The following is a 15,840-nucleotide window of genomic DNA, read 5'->3' on the forward strand; positions in this document are numbered from 1 at the left end:
TACCCGTTACCTCCGACGCCGTCCGCAGTGCCGGAACCTGTTGCGCATGGATGATCAGAGCCCGTGATTGCAAGGGCAATCGCCATGGTGATGCGGTCACGTTTCAGCATCGAGTCCACTCCTTATCGTTAGCAATCTGCGGAAATGGGTTATTTGAGCGTCTCGCTAGCCGGCAGCTTCTACGTTTTGCTGAAATCGCCGGAATTCGTTTTCGAAATATCCTTCGGTATGCAAACATTGATCGACCGGAATCCATCGACAGGAACGTCCTTTAACTTCAGCACGTAACTCGTCCGCTCTGCAGCTGCCTGGCTCGGTTCCGACAGCGTCTCACTCATGGCGAATACGTTTTTTTGTGAACCGAAGAAGCGCGTCGTGAACTCCCGTGATTTGCCAGCCCGAGTCAGAAGTCCATCTGGCTTCCTGGCAGCAGGATTCCCGATATAAGCGACCGTGCTGAAATCGTATTCGTCCAGTCCACGCTCACTGAGCGGTAATCTTCACAAGGTCAGGTAGAGCCCATGTTTTGTCGAAAAGAGGCTGCGTTGGACCGTACAGCCGGAACAGCAATTCAAACCGTTCCCCTGTCCTGGTCGGTACCCAGTTTTTTTCGTGTCCAGCCGGAGATTCCGGTCCAAAGTAGACATCGACAGAACCGTCAGGATTCTTTTCCATATCCGCCGCCTGCGACGAACGGCTGGCACGCGGCAAGTCCTTGATCAGCGCATGCGTCGCACGGCTGTAGGCCGTGGCTGACCAGTACTGGCGCATGGGCGCGTTGGGCGGTACGGTCAGTCGATAGCGCTGGCCACCGTCAAGAGCATCTCCGTTCCTGTCCTGCCATGACATCAGATAGAACTGGCCCGCCCCAAGGCGTTTGATGCCGACATAGCCCATCGAATAGACGATCGCGCGCGCATCGACGGGGTAGATATTCTGCGCTGTATAGCCTTTCGAAGCGTCTTGCACCAATTCCGACGCTGCGGGAACGACCCAATGCGTATTGGGGAAATACGGCGGGTAGGCTCGCTCCGATCGATGTTCGATCCATTCGTGGGCCTCGCGAGCACCCTCGTTGAGTTTCTCGACGCTGTTGGCGTCGGGCGCGAACGGTTTTCCCTTCTCGATGCCGATTGACTTGAGCTGGTCGATCATGACCTTGTCCCGCTCGAGCCATGGTTCGCGCTGAACAATACGGTCGAGGGACTGGAAATAGCGGACGTCGTAGGGAATGGTCGAATCAAACAGGACATCCGCGGCGTCCACAAACCGGGTCGGTGAGGACGTGCTCGCGAATGCATACAGTTTGAGCCGCTTGCCATAGGCGACGGCTTTCGCAACATCGGTGTCACTGTGGCTACGCAGGGTGGAGCGGATCAATGCATAGCCACTGTAGGTCGGCGAGCGGAGCACGATGTATCCGGCTGGAATGCGGCCGTGCCAGGCGGGAGGCAGTATCAGGTACTTGCCGCCCGCACCCTTGTCCGCCCCGGAAGGGCCGGCATCCTCGAGAGGCATCTGCCAGAGATCGTCGATGTTGCCGGTGATCGAGCCGTCCTGGCCAGCCGGCGGGACTTCGAGCACGACCGGGCCTTGCTTCGTATTGAAGAAAGGCATGAAGTAAATCGCGTCTGGATTAGGAGTAAGAGTCTGGTTGTGCCAGTCCACCGGGCGCGACCAGTAGACAATTTCGTTTTCCTTTGCGCCCGCCTTAAGAGCGGCCTGCAACATGAGGTCGGTATTGACCGCGGGCATGCCCCAGACGACAGCTTGCACGGCGCGCCCGATCGCGACACGATCCTGAACGGATTGTGTTTCGCCCCTGGCCGCCATGAAATTGCAGGTTAGCAGCAGTGGTAAAAGAATCGACTTTTTCATCAACGCCCTCGTTTTCAGGCGAGGCCAGGCGACTGCGAACGGAACAGCTGGTATCCGCCGTGCCGGGCCAACGCATCGTTTCCGCTCGTGAACTCCGGTCGCCGTGCCTGAAGCGAGGCTGCAAGGCCAGGTCGTCCTGACCGGGGTTTCAAATACACGATCTATCGACCTTCGAGATGCTGCTAGCGACCGTACCGGCAACCGGGCCACGAAGTCAAGCGAAGCCCATGCCCAGCGCGTTCTCCTTTAATCGTATTCAGGTGCCGGCCATCTCCCTGCTGATGCCTGCGGGGCACGAAATACTGCGTGCTCACACAGCAGTCACCCCGCCATCCACGGCCAGCACCTGGCCGGTGATGTGTTTGCCGGCATCGCTCGAAAACAGCACCGCTGCACCCTTCAGGTCGTCATCGTCTCCGAGCCTGCCGAGCGGCACGCCCGAGCACATCTGGTCGAGGCCAATACGATCGAGCGACCCCTGGGTCATTTTCGACGGGAAAAAGCCGGGCGCGAGCGCGTTGACAGTAATGCCATATCGCCCCCATTCGCCCGCCAGCGTGCGTGTGAAATTGACGACCGCGCCCTTCGATGTGTTGTAGGCGATCGTCTCCATGGTGCCCGGCGCGTTGCCGAACAAGCCTGCGATCGACGCCACGTTAAGGATTCGACCATAGCGACGCGGGATCATCGAGTGTTTGCCGATGCGTTGCGTCAGCAGGAAGAGTCCGCGAACATTCAGGTTCATGACCTTGTCCCACGCGGCGAGGGGATAATCCTCGGCAGCCGCGCCCCACGTGGCTCCCGCGTTGTTCACGAGAATGTCGACATGTCCAAGTTTTGTGACGGCCTCGTCAGCAAGGCGCTCGATGTCGTCTTCGCGTGCACCATCTGCTGCGATCCAGTCCGCTGTGATTCCGCGCGCGTGGAGATGGGCCTGCGCGGCCCGCAGTTCATCGGATTTGCGCGCGGACAGTATTAACCGCGCCCCCTGTTCGCCCAACGCCTCTGCGATTTGCAGGCCGAGGCCGCGGGAACCTCCCGTGACAAGCGCCGTCTTGCCTTCGAGGCTGAAGAGTTGCTGAGTGGTTCGCATAGGAATGGGTGGTGATTGCTAACGTTTGGTGTGTGCGCCTGGAACCAGGCATCCTGCATGTCAAGCGTGGTCCGGTCAAGCGATGCGAGCAGGCTGAGTTGCGGCGCGACGCGCGGCAACTCCCAGCGGTAGAAGTATTGGGCAGCGGCGAGTTTGCCGCGATAGAACGCGACGTCTTCGCTGCTGCCCGCGGCGCCAGGCGCGGCATGTGCGGTCAGCGCCTGTTCGAGCCATATCCATGCCATCACGATGTGACCGAACGCCTCGAGATAGATCGACGCGTTGGCAAGCGCGGCGGCGGAATCGCGTGCCATTCCTAACAGATGCGTCACGTGCAGGAGTTGGGCAACGGTTTCATCGAGTGTCTGGGCATGACTGACGAGTGCTGTATCGCCAGTCGCCGCGGCGTGTGCCGCGCATGCCTTCATTCGGTCGACAAGTGCCTGTAGCGCGGCGCCGTCGTCCATCGTCACCTTGCGGCCGAGCAGATCCAGCGCCTGGATGCCGTGCGTGCCTTCGTGAATCGGATTCAGCCGGTTGTCGCGATAGAACTGCTCAACGTTGTATTCGCGGGTGTAGCCGTAACCACCATGAACCTGGATCGCGAGGTTGTTCGCTTCGAGGCACCATTGTGAGGGCCAGCTCTTTGCGACCGGCGTCAGGATGTCGAGCAGCAGCGAGAGGTGTTGGGCCGTCTGCGAATGGTCCGCCGCCTGCGAGGCACGTGCTTCATCTACCAGCTTCGCGCAGTACAGGTTCAGTGCGAGGCCGCCTTCCGCGTAGCTCTTCTGCGCGAGCAGCATGCGCCGGATGTCCGCATGTTCGACGAGCTTGACCTGCGGGTTCGCCGGGTTCTTGCCGGTGCCTCTCGGCGCTCGTCCTTGCCGGCGGTTGCGTGCATAGTCGAGCGCATGCAGATAACCCGTGTAGCCGAGCACCGCCGCGCCGAGCCCGACACCGATGCGCGCCTCGTTCATCATGTGGAACATGCAGGCGAGCCCCGCGCCAGGCTCGCCGATCAGATAGCCAATTGCACCTGCCTTGTCGCCGGGTCGATATTTGACGCCTTCGCCGAAATTTAGCAGGCAATTCGTGGTGCCGCGATAGCCCATCTTGTGATTCAATCCGGCGAGCACGACGTCGTTATGCTCGCCCTGCGAACCGTCATCGCCGACCAGATATTTGGGCACGATGAAAAGCGAAATTCCCTTTACGCCCGGAGTCAGCTTACCGTCCGGTCCGGGAATCTTTGCGAGCACGAGGTGCACGATGTTATCGGACAGCTGATGCTCGCCGCCCGAAATCCACATCTTGTTTCCGCGTAACCGGTACTGTGCACCGAATGGAGAGTCGCCCTCGTACTCGGCGCGCGTCGTGATGTCCGACAGCGACGAACCCGCTTGTGGTTCCGACAGGCACATCGTGCCGAAGTAACGTCCTTCCAGTTCGGGCCGCACGAATGTGTCGATCTGCCTCGGTGTGCCGTAGGTCAGCAGCAGGTTGGCATTCCCGATCGTGAGGAATGGATAGGCCGCCGTGCCGATGTTCGCGCCGATGAAGTAGGCAAACCCCGCTTTCTCGACCACCATCGGCAACTGCATGCCGCCAAGTTCGTAGTCCTGTCCGGCCGCCATCAGGCCGGCTTCGCTGAAGGCCGCAAGCGCCATCTTCACTTCGGGTATGACATGTACAGTCTCACCGTCGAAGTGCGGTTCGTTTTGATCGTTCTTCTTGTTGCGCGTGGCAAAGAGATCCGTGGCGATCTTCTCGCAGGTGTCGAGCGCGGCGTCGAACGTTTCGCGTGAATGGTCGACATAGCGCGGAATCGACGTCAGTTGCTCCACGTCCAGCCACTCGTAGAGCAGAAAATTCAGGTCGCGGCGGGAGAGAATCAACGACATGGCAACGTCCTTTTCAAAGCATCTTGCTGAGGTCGGGCAGTGCCCACGACTTGTCGAAAACCGCCGGTTCCGGTCCATAGAAACGGAAACCGGTGAACCACAGCTTGCCCGGCATGGTGTAGATCCAGTTACTCGCCTTGCCAGAAGGGGGCGTGGGCCCAAAGTAGAGATCGACCGAGCCGTCGGCGTTGCGTTGGAGCGCATTGTCGAGGGAATCGATGCCGACATGAGGAGCCTTCGGGAAGAACGCGCACGTGTCGTTGTCATACACGTTGACAGCCCAGAACTCTCTCGCAGGGACGTTGGGCGGCACATGCAGACGGTAGTGCGCCGACCCGTCGAGCGGTTCGCCTTGTCCATCGTGCCAGCTTGTCAGATAAAACGACGCTTTGCCGAATTTTTGCGGCGGTGCATAGCCCAGAAAGTAGACCGCGCCGCGCATGCCTGTGTCGAGGTGCTGCCCGTCCTCGAAAGTAAAGTGGGTCTTGACGCCCAGCCTGACGGGCGCACTGGTGCCCCATTGCGATCCTGGCCACCACGATTGCGTTCCGGCCAGCAAGGTCCTGCGGAAGCTGTCGTGCGCCTGTGCGGCGGCACCGCGCAGCAATGCGCGCGTCGCCGCATCCGGGGCAAAGGGCCTGGCTGCGTCGATGCCGAGCGCGCGTAGGCTGCCATACATGTCAGCATCGCGCGGCAGCGACGGCTCCTCGCTCACCATACGCGCTAGCCGCGCGAAGTAAGTATCGTCAAAGCGGACAATGCCGTCGAACAGCTTGCCTTCCATGTCGATGAAACGCTGCCCGGCGGCGCCGGTCGCGTCGGACTGGGCGGCCACCCGCAACGCCCTGATATAGGCATTGGCCTTGTCGAGGTCGGCGCCTGATCTCGTTCTGGGGGTCACCCTGATCAGCGCGTAACCGTTGTTGGTCGCCGAGCGCACCGGAATGTAGCCTTCGGGCAGCTGGCCGTTGAAGCCAGGCGGCAGAAGCAGGTAACGTCCGCCCTTGCCGTGGTCTTCGCCGTCATGCCCTACATCTGCCAACGGCACCTGCCAGGCGTCCAGCAGGCTGCCGAACGCGCCGACGCCGTCCTCGGCGGGAATGTCCACGACCACGGGGCCGTCTTTCAGGTTGTAGTTGAAGTAGACGTAAAGCGATGTCGAATTGGGCGTCGTAGTCTGGTTCTTCCAGTCTGCGGGGCGTGACCAGTAGACGATATCGTTATAGCGCGCCCCGGCGTCGCGAAAGTACGCCTCGCGCATCGCGTCGACGCTGACGATCGGCATGCCCCAGACGGCGGCATCGAACGCCTGCATGCGCAAGTCGCCCACGGCGGACACGGCCGGCGCGGCAGCAGACTCATGCGCGGCGGCGGTCTGTGCGATAGCGGGTTCGAACGTGAGGCTGGCAACGATGAGCGCGCAGGCAAAATGCAGGGCTTTGACAGTCGGAAACATGAATGACTCGGGGATCTGGATCAGACAGGGTTGAAAATCCATCGGGCTTGTTTGACGGACGGTCGTTTATTGCGCCGCCTGTCGAAGCGGCTGCGCCTCGGGAAATTTCCACTGGCCGTCAAGTACCTGGGCTCGAGGCCGGTATAGACGAACCATGTAGTTCCATCCCGGCATGACCGGCAGGCAATTCGGCACGTTCGCCTCGCAGCCGCCGAACTGAACCGTCACAGCACCGCCAGCGTCCTTCTTCGCCACGATGTTGTTGAGCGTATAGGCGCCTTGCGGGTTGGGTTCGAAGAAGCCATCCCGGTTGTACACACTGATCGACCAGAAACCGTCCACTGGGACGTTCGCCACGCTCAGCCGATAGATCGTGGTGCCGTCGTTCTGGCGTGGCGTGACGTTCAGGTACGTCGCATCCTGCGGCGGGTTGCCGCCCATCGCGATGGCAGCGCCGATCAGGTGGCGCACTGGCGAGACCGTGTCAGGCATGCCGAACGCACCGTTCAGGTCGGGAAGCGTTTTGCCCAGTGTGACGAGCGCCTCGCGTACGCGCTTCTGGCTGACCTTGTCCCATTCCGTCACTTTGAAATTACCCGGCGAGGCCTGCCGCGATGTAATGCCGTCCTGCAACGCGTGGGCCGCCTTCATATCGGCCGGGTCCTGCACGTTCGCGAGAGTGCGCACACCAATCATCACGTAGCGCGTGCCGACCTGCTCGCGTGTGAACGTATAGGGTCCGTTGCCGTAGGCAACCATCGGCAGGTACTCGTCCTCGCTAATGGCGGCAATCGAACGGAAACGTCCACCCGCGTCGGGCAGGGTGACGGTGACGGGGCCAGCGTCGAGATCGAAAATGCCTACCGAATACAGGGTGTCGCGGTTCGCCCGCACGACGGCTTGCCGCTCGACCGGCATGAGGTCGCGATAGTGAACGATTTTGCCGAACGCGCCTCGCGCTGCTTGCGCCGAGAAATACATGTCGGATTCGGCGCGCACGAAATTGTCGACCGTAACCGCAACCGGAATGCCATGCGGCGCGGGTGCGTCGGCCTGAACCGTGGACGGGAGAAAGGCGGCTGCCGCGGCTGCGGACACCACGGTGCATAACACGCGCAAATACGGTTTCATCGCTTCTCCCAGATTTGCTCTGATGTTGAACAAGACAGTCTGGTGAAGAGTCTAGAGCGTGCCCCTGGCAGGCCGCCCCTGTCTTTTCGGGTGGGTAGGGGCCTTATCTGGTCCGATCACCGGGCACGCGCGATGGATGGCGATCACTGGCGACTCCCGCATGGCGCTTCGCCATGCGGGCCACAGGCGGCACGGCAGGCTCATACCGCCCGATACCAGGCAACCCCGTCGTGGCTCTCGTGAACCTCGGCAAGCCCGCGGTTCACGAGGTAGTTCAGATGCGCGATGCTTTCCCCCGTGGCGAGGCCGTAGGTGGATGCGTCGCTGGATTCGATCGCGCGGCCAAAGAGCGTGCTGAACGTATCGACTGCGCGTTGCGGTTCGCGTAACGCCACGTGCAACCGTTCGAGCGCGAGCTGTTGTTTTGCCGCAAGTTGGGTGAGCCGCACGTGCAGGCCGACGAACGGCTCGTTGTGGGCAGGCAGCACGAGCACGTCCTCGGGCACGCGCCTGCCGATCGCGTCGAGCGACGCGAGCCACTCCGCGAGCGGATCGGCGTCGGGCTCGCTGGGCAGCACGGAAACATTGGACGATATGCGCGGTAGCACCTGGTCGCCCGAGACAAAAAGTTTGAGTGACGGGCAGTACAGACACGCGTGCTCGGGCGTGTGTCCCGCGCCGACGACCACTTCCCAGCTGCGCCCGCCGATCTCAATCACTTCGCGGTCGCGGATGCGCCGGTAGCTGGCCGGCAGTGGGTAGATAAGACGACCAAAGGTGCCGAAGCGTCGCCGGTAGGTTTCGAGCGTGGCGTCGTCCCAGCCGGCGCGACGGTAGAACGCGATGGCATCGTCCGGGGCCGGGTGCCCCGTGTCCGCTGCCAGCATGCGGCACTGCAGGTATTCGGTCCGCGTCATCCACAGGCGGCGGCGCTGATTGCGCGTGAGCCAGCCCGCCATGCCGACGTGATCCGGATGCAGGTGAGTGACGATCACACGAGTCACGCCCCTGGCCAGTGGTCCTTCCAGCAGCGCGCGCCATGCCTCGACGTTGTCGTCGTTGCCAAGGCCGGTGTCGATCAACGCGTGACCGTCGGCCTCCTCCACAGCCCAGACGTTGATGTGTCCGAGCGAAACAGGTAAGGCAAGACTCATCCAGCGCACGCCCGGCGCGATTTCTCGTGCTTCGCCGCGCGCGGGTGGCGTGCCGAAAGGGTAGGTGAGCCTGCCGTTAGCGTTCTGGGGATTCGCGTCAGTCATGGCTGCTGTTCCTCTTCGAATGGCTGAAATTGCGCATGCTCGACTTTGTATCGCAGTTTCTCCACGCGGTCTCCCCGCCGCTTTGGGAGGGACGCGAGCGCGGCACTCGCGACACCCTGTCCATGGGGCGGCGTGAGCGCTGCTCGTTTTCCTCTTCCATTCATGGGGGGCATGCCAGTGCATCGTCGGCGGCGGGAAGGATGCAGATTCGAGGCCTCCCAATTGGGGAGGGGCTTTCCTTGACCCGCTGCCTTAGTCTTGATGTGTGCCGCCTTCCCTACGAGCGGGCACCGCAAGTCTGTTTTGCCGTCGGGATGCCGTTATCACGGTACGCACAACGGGATTCGAGCCAGTCGGCGCGGAAGGAGGCAGTGCATTGATCGGGAAATGGATGCCGGCCCCGATGCGGGCACCACGTCGCCAGTTACGGCTTGACAGGCGTTTTTGTTCAGTCGTGCCGGAGTTGGCCGGCGCTGTTTGAGCGTGGCGAATCTGATTGGGCGTGGAAATGCAGGTTAGTGGGAGAGGTTTATGAACACCCGGGAGAGAAGTCTGCGCAACCTCGTCGAGTCGTGGCTCGGTTCGGAGCGGACAGAGGATATTCGCGTCACACGTTATAGCCGTATCGGCCGCAAGGTGCGGCGCCATGTATGCGTGGAGGCGGTTCGCGAGAGCGGCACGCTAACCATCGTGTTCTTTCGCCATGACGATGGTTCGTGGTGCGTATTTCCTCCCGCCCCGCGGACCCCTGTAATGGGCGCCGCGCTTCACACGTATGCTTTCTTGCGAGGAACGCCAGAGATCGCTTGCCGATCATGAGGCGCTGTACCTCCGCACCCTGATGGTCCGCATCGAACAGACGCTGTTGGGCGGCAATGTCCCATGGACGCCGCATCACCCGCATTCGGATCACGAGATGCTCGAGCCCGCGTCGCAGTGCAAGCCGATCACCTATCCGGAACCGGGCGGTATCTGCATGAGGTCTTCGTTTTCCGTCGTTTGACGAAACGATCAAATCGGCATTCGAGACCGCGTGGCAGTCACGCGCGGTTTCTGGAGGAGTGGCATGCGTTGCATGATAAATAGTATTGGCGGAGTAGCTCTGTTGCTCGCCACGCAGAGCGCGTGGTCTCAATCGACGCTGACGTTGTACGGTGTGGCCGACGTTTTCCTGCAATATCAGGGCAACGGCTCGACGCACTCGATTGCCGGGCGAAGCGGCGGCAACAGTGGGTCGAGCTTCGGCCTGAAAGGCGAAGAAGATCTGGGTAACGGTCTCAAGGCGAAGTTCACACTCGAGAGCGGATATAACATCAACAACGGGACGTCCTTCGTCGATAGTTCGTCTCTGTTCTATCGTCAGGCCTGGGCGGGACTGACGCATGCAGACTACGGCTCGCTGAGCTTCGGTCGCCAGTATCAACCGACCTTCTGGGCCATCTATTACACCGACCCGTTTCGGGGGGACGAAGCACTGTCGCCAGTTGCCGCCGCGGCGGTCGCCGTGGATCGCAGCACGCTTGCCACCCAGGCTGCATCTGGCCGAACCAGCAACTCGATCGAGTATCAGTCGCCCGTTGTGGGCGGGTTCAAGCTCTATACGATGTACGCGTTCGAATCGACAACCGCCCAGCCCGTCGCGCAGAGCGTTGGCAACCTGTTCGATGTCGCGGTGACCTATACCGGCGGTGCGCTGTTCGTCGGGCTCGCTTATCAGAACCAGCACGCAGGTTCGGAGGCTTTGCCAGGCTTGCCTGCCACGCTGAATCTGCTTGGCACGGAGCGGTTTACGGGGGCGATCGCCTATCGGCTCGGCATCGTGAATCTGCAGGCGAATTACACCTACAATCGCTCGAGAGATGCGGCTGCTGGCTCACTCGCGGCTCAACTGGGCGCCTCACACCCGTATAGCTTCGCAGAGGTCGGCGCGACGATCCAGGCGACTGTGGCGGACACTATCGGGATCGCCGGTATCGAGCGCAGCGCGCGCGGCGCGCACGACAGCGCCGAGGGCATTGAGGTTGGCATCGACCACACCATGTCGAAGCGCACGCAGATCTATGCGCGTTGCGGTTACATCAAGAACCACGGCAGTTCGACAGTGAGCTGGCCTGCCGCGTCCGTGACCGAACTGGGGTCCTCGCAACGTCTCGTGGCGCTGGGTCTGACGCATCGCTTTTGACCACACTTTGGGGCGCGGCAGCGTCTCCCTCCTGGCGAGGGAGAGACATGCGAGTGCACCACCCGTCGCTCAGGAGACGCGCCTCGGCTGGTCTGTCCAATACTTTTCCCGCACGCGCCTGCGCAGCACCTTGCCGACTGCGCTGACGGGAAGCATCTCGACGATCGAGACCGTCTTGGGCGCCTTGAAGCGGCCGAGTGTCTCCTTCACGTGCTCGATTAGCGCGTCCGGCGCGACCGACGCGCCGGCCTTCAGCACCACCTCGGCATGAACGGCCTCGCCCCATTTGTCGTGCGGCACGCCGACCACCGCCGACAGGGCGACGTCCGGATGCGCGTTCAACGAGGCTTCCACTTCGACGGCATAGACATTGAACCCGCCGGTGATGATCACGTCCTTCTTGCGATCGACGATGAAGAGATAGCCGGCCTCGTCGATGTAGCCGAGATCGCCGGACTTCCAGAAGCCATCGGAGAATTCGGCTGCCGTGCCTTCCGGGTTGTTGTAGTAGCCGCTGATCGTGCCGCGGCCGCGTAGCCAGATTTCCCCTGTGGCGCAGGGTGGAGCGTCGTTGCCAGCTTCATCGACGATGCGCATTTCGATGCCGGCCGTGGGACGGCCGGCAGAAGCGAGGCGGCCGGTTTCCGCGGCGGTGAGATGATCGGACGGCGTCAGCGTGCAGACGGCCTGCGCGCATTCGGTCGCGCCGTAAAGCTGGAAGAAGATGTTGCCGAAGCGTTGTTGCGCCTGCGCCAGCCTGGCGGGGCTCATCGGCGCGGCGCCGTAGTAGAGCGTGCGCAGGCTGGAGAGATCGTGCTGCGATGCTTCGGGCAGATCGAGCAGCCAGCTCACGAGGGTCGGCACCATCAGCGTCGTCGTGACATTTTCCGCTTCGACGTTGCGGCACCAGGCCTTGAGATCGGCGGCGTTCTGCGTCAGCGTGCAGCCGCCGCGAAAGAGCGTGGGCAGGAACGACAGACCGGAGCCGTGGCTGACGGGCGCGATGTGCAGATAACGCGTCCGGCTGTTCAGCGCGACGCTCTGCTGCTCGTCGGCGTACATCGTGTCGCGTGCGGCGAGCCAGTTGTCGATGGTGTACTGCGCGCACTTGCTCTTGCCCGTGGTGCCGCCGGTGAAGCGGTAGATCAGCATGTCCGAGCGCGTGTCGTTCTGGATGCCAGGATCGGCGTCGGACACGGCGTCCAGCAGATCCCAGAAGTATTGGGTGCCCTCGTGCGGCACCGGTGGCGGATCCATGCACACGATCGTCGCACCGTGCTCGCGCAGCATGTCGCCATAGCGCTCGAGCAGCGTTGTTTCGATAAAGACGGCTTTGGGCCGGATGAACCCGACTTGCCAGCGGTGCTCGTCGAATGCATCGCGGATATTGGTGTGAGTCAGGGCAGCTTCGCCCTTGAAGGCCGTCCAGGCGTGCAGCAGCGAAAGATTATCGTTTTCGAGAATACAGAGGGCGACGTCGCCGCGGCGCAGGTTCAAGCGGGTTCGCATCATGTTGGCGATGCGATTGGTCAGACGGTGCAGCTCGCGAAAGGTGTAGCGCCGGTTGCGCTCGATGTTGACCAGTGCTTCCTCGTTGGCGAACTGCGTCGCAACCTGGCCCATGACGCGCGCGAAATCCATCTTCATGGTGTCTCCATGGCATTTTTCTGGACGGGCCGCCGAGGCGGGCGGTGCGCCGGCGTTGGCCGCCAAGGCAATGTAGTGCCACGAACTTTCGCTTGACCCCTCCCGGGAAGAGAGGGCAGGTCCACTTTTCACTCCCTGACGCACCTGCGTCGCGCTGCTGTGTTTGGCCGGCCGGCGCCGACACCTTGTACGCCATCTCGCCCTGCATGCCGGCGAACGAGCATTGCCGGCTCCGGCTGCACCGGCCGCGGCAGGCGGCGAGCGAGCTTTGCTCCGTCCGGATGCTCGGCCCCTGCAAGAAAGGGAGGGGATGACACGACGCCCGCTTCCCTAAGATTGGCGGGCAAGCAGGAATCCGGAATCCGGGCATAGCACAGCACGCCGCCGAGACGAGGGCGCTGCATCACATCAGAGAGCAGGAAAGCATGGATTTCGATCTGACCTCGGAACAACGCATGTTGCAGGACAGCGTCCGCCGCTTCGTCGACAGGACGTACAGCTTCGAGGCGCGCGCCACGTTGCTGAAAAATGGAAAAAACGGCAGCGCAGCCAACTGGGAGGCGTTCGCGGACAACGGCTGGTTGATGGCGGCCATTCCCGAGGAGTACGGCGGGATCGGCGGCACACTGCTGGACACCGCGATCATCGCGCAGGAGATGGGTCGTGGACTCGTGGTCGAGCCTTATCTGGGCTGCGCGGTCCTCGCGACGCAGACGATCGTGGCCGGCGGCACGCAGGTACAGCGGCAACGCCTGCTTCCACAGCTTGCCGACGGGAACCTGCGTATCGCGCTCGCCTGCAGCGAACCGGCATCACGAGGCATGCCGGAGCCGGTGTCCCTCGTCGCCGGGTGCAGCGGCACCGGTTACATCCTGAGCGGACGCAAATCGCTGGTGCTAGGCGCGAGCGGGGCAGAGGTCTTCATTGTTTCCGCGCAAATTCCCGATGCGGAGGGCGTCACGCTGCTGCTCGTCGACGCCAACGCCCCTGGCTTGACCCGCCAGCCCTTGCCGCTGCACGACGGCACCTGGGTCGAGGAATTGACCTTCGACGGCGTGCGAGTGGATACAGACGCGGTAATGGGCGAGCCGGGTCAAGGGCTGCCCGCACTGCAATCCGGCCTCGCGGCCGGCACCGTCGCGCTTTGTGCGGAACTGATCGGCGTGATGGAAAAGACGATCGAGACCACTGCTGAATATCTGAAGACCCGCCAGCAGTTCGGTGTGCCGATTGGAAGCTTCCAGGCCTTGCAGCATCGCATGGCCGATATGGCCGCCGAGATGGAGGTCGCCCGTTCGATGCTGCATGTGGCGCTGGCGTCAATGGCCAACGACGACGCACCGACGCGCAAACGGCGGATCTCAGCGGCCAAGATGCTGATCGGCCGTGCGGCGAAGTTCGTGTGCGGCCAAGGCATCCAGTTGCACGGCGGCATCGGCATGACCGAGGAGTACGCGGTCGGCCATTACTACAAGCGCGCCGTGGTGGCGGACCTCCTGCTGGGCAGCAGCGACCGCTGCGAAGCCGCCTGCGCACAGGCGCTGCAGACCGCCGCGCAAGCCTGGGCGGACTGATGCTCAGGGCCCACGCGGTTTCCCGTGACCTGCTCAACCTCCACCTTACGATGAGCGAGACAACATGAAAATTTACGAGACCTTGAGCGAGATGCAGTCGCTGGTCGGAGAAGTCGTCGGTATTAGCGACTGGACCCTCATCGAACAGCAACGCATCAACACGTTCGCCGACGCGACCGGCGATCACCAGTGGATCCACGTCGATCCCGAGCGCGCGGCCAAAGGCCCGTTCGGTGCACCCATCGCACACGGCTTTCTGACACTGAGCTTGCTGCCGGTTTTCCTGGAGAAAGCCTTTGCCATCCGCAGCGTCAAGATGGGCGTGAACTACGGACTGAACCGCGTGCGCTTCCTGAAGCCGGTGCCTGTGAACAGCCGCGTGCGCGGCCACTTCAAGCTGCTGGCTTTCGAGCCGATCACGCCTCGAGGGGCGCAGCTCACCTACGAAATGACGGTCGAACTGGAAGGCGGCGACAAGCCGGCCTGTGTGGCCGAGACGATCGTGCGTCTATTTGACTGAAACAAACAAGAGAGGAAGAGAATGAGCGAAGCATCCACCGTGCTCCTGAGCGAGCAGGAAGTCATGATCCGCGATGCGGCCCGCAAGGTAGCGCAGGAAGTCGTCGCCGCGACGGCCGCCGCGCGCGACCGCACCAGCGCCTGGCCGACCAGCGAGCTGAAGGCCGTGGGCGAACTGGGCTTTCTCGGCATGCACGTTCCCGAGGAATATGGCGGCTCGGGCGCGACCTTCCCGGAGTATTGCCTCGCCATCGAGGAATTCGCCGCCGCCGATGCCGGCTTCGCAACGATCCTGCACGTGCACAACGGCCTCGCCGGCGCGGTGGTTCATGGCGGCAACGAAGCGCAGAAGCGCAAGTACTTGCCGGACATGGCTTCGGGCAAGACGATTGTCGCGGGTCTGCTGACCGAGCCGCAAGCCGGCTCCGATACCGCCGCGTTCCGCACGACGGCGCGCCGCGAAGGCGACCACTACGTGTTGAACGGCAGCAAGCAGTTCATCTCGAACGGCAACGAGGCCGGCGTTGGACTCGCGCTCGCGGCCGTCACCGAGACGCCCGAAGGCACGAAGGGGCCGAGCCTCTTCATCGTCGATCCGCGCACGCCGGGATACAACGTGACCCGCATCGAGGAGAAACTGGGCCGGCGCTCCGCTCATGTCGCCGCGATCCAGCTCGACGATCACCGCGTGTCGACGGAAAACTTGCTGGGCGAGGAAGGGGGCGGCTACAAGCGCGTGATGGGCATGCTCTCCGAAGGGCGCATCGGTATCGCCGCGGTGGCTTGCGGCGTCGCGCGCGCCGCGCTGGAAGCCGCGGTGAAGTACGCGAGGGAGCGTGAAGCCTACGGCGCGCCGATCATCAAACTGCAAGGCGTTGCGTTCGATCTCGCTGACATGGCGACCCAGGTCGACGTGGCGTTCCAGTACATGCTGTTTGCAGCGCGACTGCAGGCCGCAGGTGTGCCCTGCGCGAAGGAAGCGTCGATGGCGAAGCTCTTTGCCAGCGAAATCGCGGAGAAGGTCTGTTCCGGCGCGATCCAGATTCATGGCGGCTACGGCTATCTGACCGACTTCCCGGTCGAGCGCTTCTACCGCGATGCGCGCGTGACCAGGATCTACGAAGGTACGAGCCACATCCAGAAGGTCATCATCGCGCGCAGCCTCGGCTCACGCTGAGCGGCGGCAGGTTGCCGACGACG

At 62.5% G+C, this 15,840-nt stretch carries 10 protein-coding genes and 1 pseudogene; 4 read left to right on the top strand and 7 right to left on the bottom strand.

Annotation, left to right across the window (positions count from 1 at the left end; genetic code table 11):
- Positions 1-483: 483 nt before the first annotated feature.
- From BLV45_RS06965 to BLV45_RS06990, 6 genes and pseudogenes are all read right to left on the bottom strand, one after another.
- On the bottom strand, positions 484-1,878 hold the full coding sequence (locus BLV45_RS06965; protein WP_090530772.1) for a DUF1254 domain-containing protein: 1,395 nt from the start codon (positions 1,876-1,878) through the stop codon (positions 484-486).
- A gap of 310 nt (positions 1,879-2,188) precedes the next feature.
- Complete coding sequence (locus tag BLV45_RS06970) at positions 2,189-2,971, bottom strand: SDR family oxidoreductase (RefSeq protein ID WP_090530775.1); 783 nt, start codon at positions 2,969-2,971, stop codon at positions 2,189-2,191.
- A gap of 41 nt (positions 2,972-3,012) precedes the next feature.
- Positions 3,013-4,872: pseudogene (locus tag BLV45_RS06975) on the bottom strand (acyl-CoA dehydrogenase); the annotation flags it as partial.
- Positions 4,873-4,885: 13 nt separating this feature from the next.
- Complete coding sequence (locus BLV45_RS06980; RefSeq protein WP_176954082.1) at positions 4,886-6,328, bottom strand: DUF1254 domain-containing protein; 1,443 nt, start codon at positions 6,326-6,328, stop codon at positions 4,886-4,888.
- Between the two features lie 66 nt (positions 6,329-6,394).
- The gene (locus BLV45_RS06985; protein ID WP_090530781.1) at positions 6,395-7,459 is read right to left on the bottom strand and encodes a DUF1254 domain-containing protein; all 1,065 of its coding nucleotides are present in this window, start codon (positions 7,457-7,459) and stop codon (positions 6,395-6,397) included.
- Between the two features lie 200 nt (positions 7,460-7,659).
- Entirely contained in the window at positions 7,660-8,718 is a 1,059-nt protein-coding gene (locus BLV45_RS06990; protein ID WP_090530784.1) for an MBL fold metallo-hydrolase, read from the bottom strand.
- 1,066 nt (positions 8,719-9,784) lie between these two features.
- Here BLV45_RS06990 and BLV45_RS07005 point away from each other — a divergent pair.
- Positions 9,785-10,900 (top strand): porin, encoded by a 1,116-nt coding sequence (locus tag BLV45_RS07005; protein WP_090530791.1) that lies wholly within the window; start codon positions 9,785-9,787, stop codon positions 10,898-10,900.
- 69 nt (positions 10,901-10,969) lie between these two features.
- Here the strand turns inward: BLV45_RS07005 and BLV45_RS07010 are convergent, their stop codons facing one another.
- A complete protein-coding gene (locus BLV45_RS07010) occupies positions 10,970-12,691 on the bottom strand; it encodes a class I adenylate-forming enzyme family protein (RefSeq protein ID WP_245753132.1) in 1,722 nt (573 codons plus the stop codon).
- A 281-nt stretch (positions 12,692-12,972) separates the two neighbouring features.
- Between BLV45_RS07010 and BLV45_RS07015 the strand changes: the two genes are divergently transcribed.
- The 3 genes from BLV45_RS07015 to BLV45_RS07025 all read left to right on the top strand — a co-directional run bounded on the left by BLV45_RS07015 (position 12,973) and on the right by BLV45_RS07025 (position 15,817).
- Entirely contained in the window at positions 12,973-14,121 is a 1,149-nt protein-coding gene (locus tag BLV45_RS07015) for an acyl-CoA dehydrogenase family protein (protein ID WP_090530797.1), read from the top strand.
- Positions 14,122-14,185: 64 nt separating this feature from the next.
- On the top strand, positions 14,186-14,641 hold the full coding sequence (locus BLV45_RS07020) for a MaoC family dehydratase (protein WP_090530800.1): 456 nt from the start codon (positions 14,186-14,188) through the stop codon (positions 14,639-14,641).
- Positions 14,642-14,680: 39 nt separating this feature from the next.
- Complete coding sequence (locus tag BLV45_RS07025; protein WP_218133531.1) at positions 14,681-15,817, top strand: acyl-CoA dehydrogenase family protein; 1,137 nt, start codon at positions 14,681-14,683, stop codon at positions 15,815-15,817.
- Positions 15,818-15,840: the final 23 nt, after the last annotated feature.

The sequence above is a fragment of the Paraburkholderia sartisoli genome, from assembly GCF_900107685.1.
In the GTDB taxonomy this organism is placed as follows: domain Bacteria; phylum Pseudomonadota; class Gammaproteobacteria; order Burkholderiales; family Burkholderiaceae; genus Paraburkholderia; species Paraburkholderia sartisoli.

What these genes read in the sequence shown, in the direction of transcription:
- BLV45_RS06965 (WP_090530772.1), bottom strand. Translation starts at nt 1,878, where the DNA reads ATGAAAAAGTCGATTCTTTTACCACTGCTGCTAACCTGCAATTTCATG.
- BLV45_RS06970 (WP_090530775.1), bottom strand. Translation starts at nt 2,971, where the DNA reads ATGCGAACCACTCAGCAACTCTTCAGCCTCGAAGGCAAGACGGCGCTT.
- BLV45_RS06980 (WP_176954082.1), bottom strand. Translation starts at nt 6,328, where the DNA reads ATGTTTCCGACTGTCAAAGCCCTGCATTTTGCCTGCGCGCTCATCGTT.
- BLV45_RS06985 (WP_090530781.1), bottom strand. Translation starts at nt 7,459, where the DNA reads ATGAAACCGTATTTGCGCGTGTTATGCACCGTGGTGTCCGCAGCCGCG.
- BLV45_RS06990 (WP_090530784.1), bottom strand. Translation starts at nt 8,718, where the DNA reads ATGACTGACGCGAATCCCCAGAACGCTAACGGCAGGCTCACCTACCCT.
- BLV45_RS07005 (WP_090530791.1), top strand. Translation starts at nt 9,785, where the DNA reads ATGCGTTGCATGATAAATAGTATTGGCGGAGTAGCTCTGTTGCTCGCC.
- BLV45_RS07015 (WP_090530797.1), top strand. Translation starts at nt 12,973, where the DNA reads ATGGATTTCGATCTGACCTCGGAACAACGCATGTTGCAGGACAGCGTC.
- BLV45_RS07020 (WP_090530800.1), top strand. Translation starts at nt 14,186, where the DNA reads ATGAAAATTTACGAGACCTTGAGCGAGATGCAGTCGCTGGTCGGAGAA.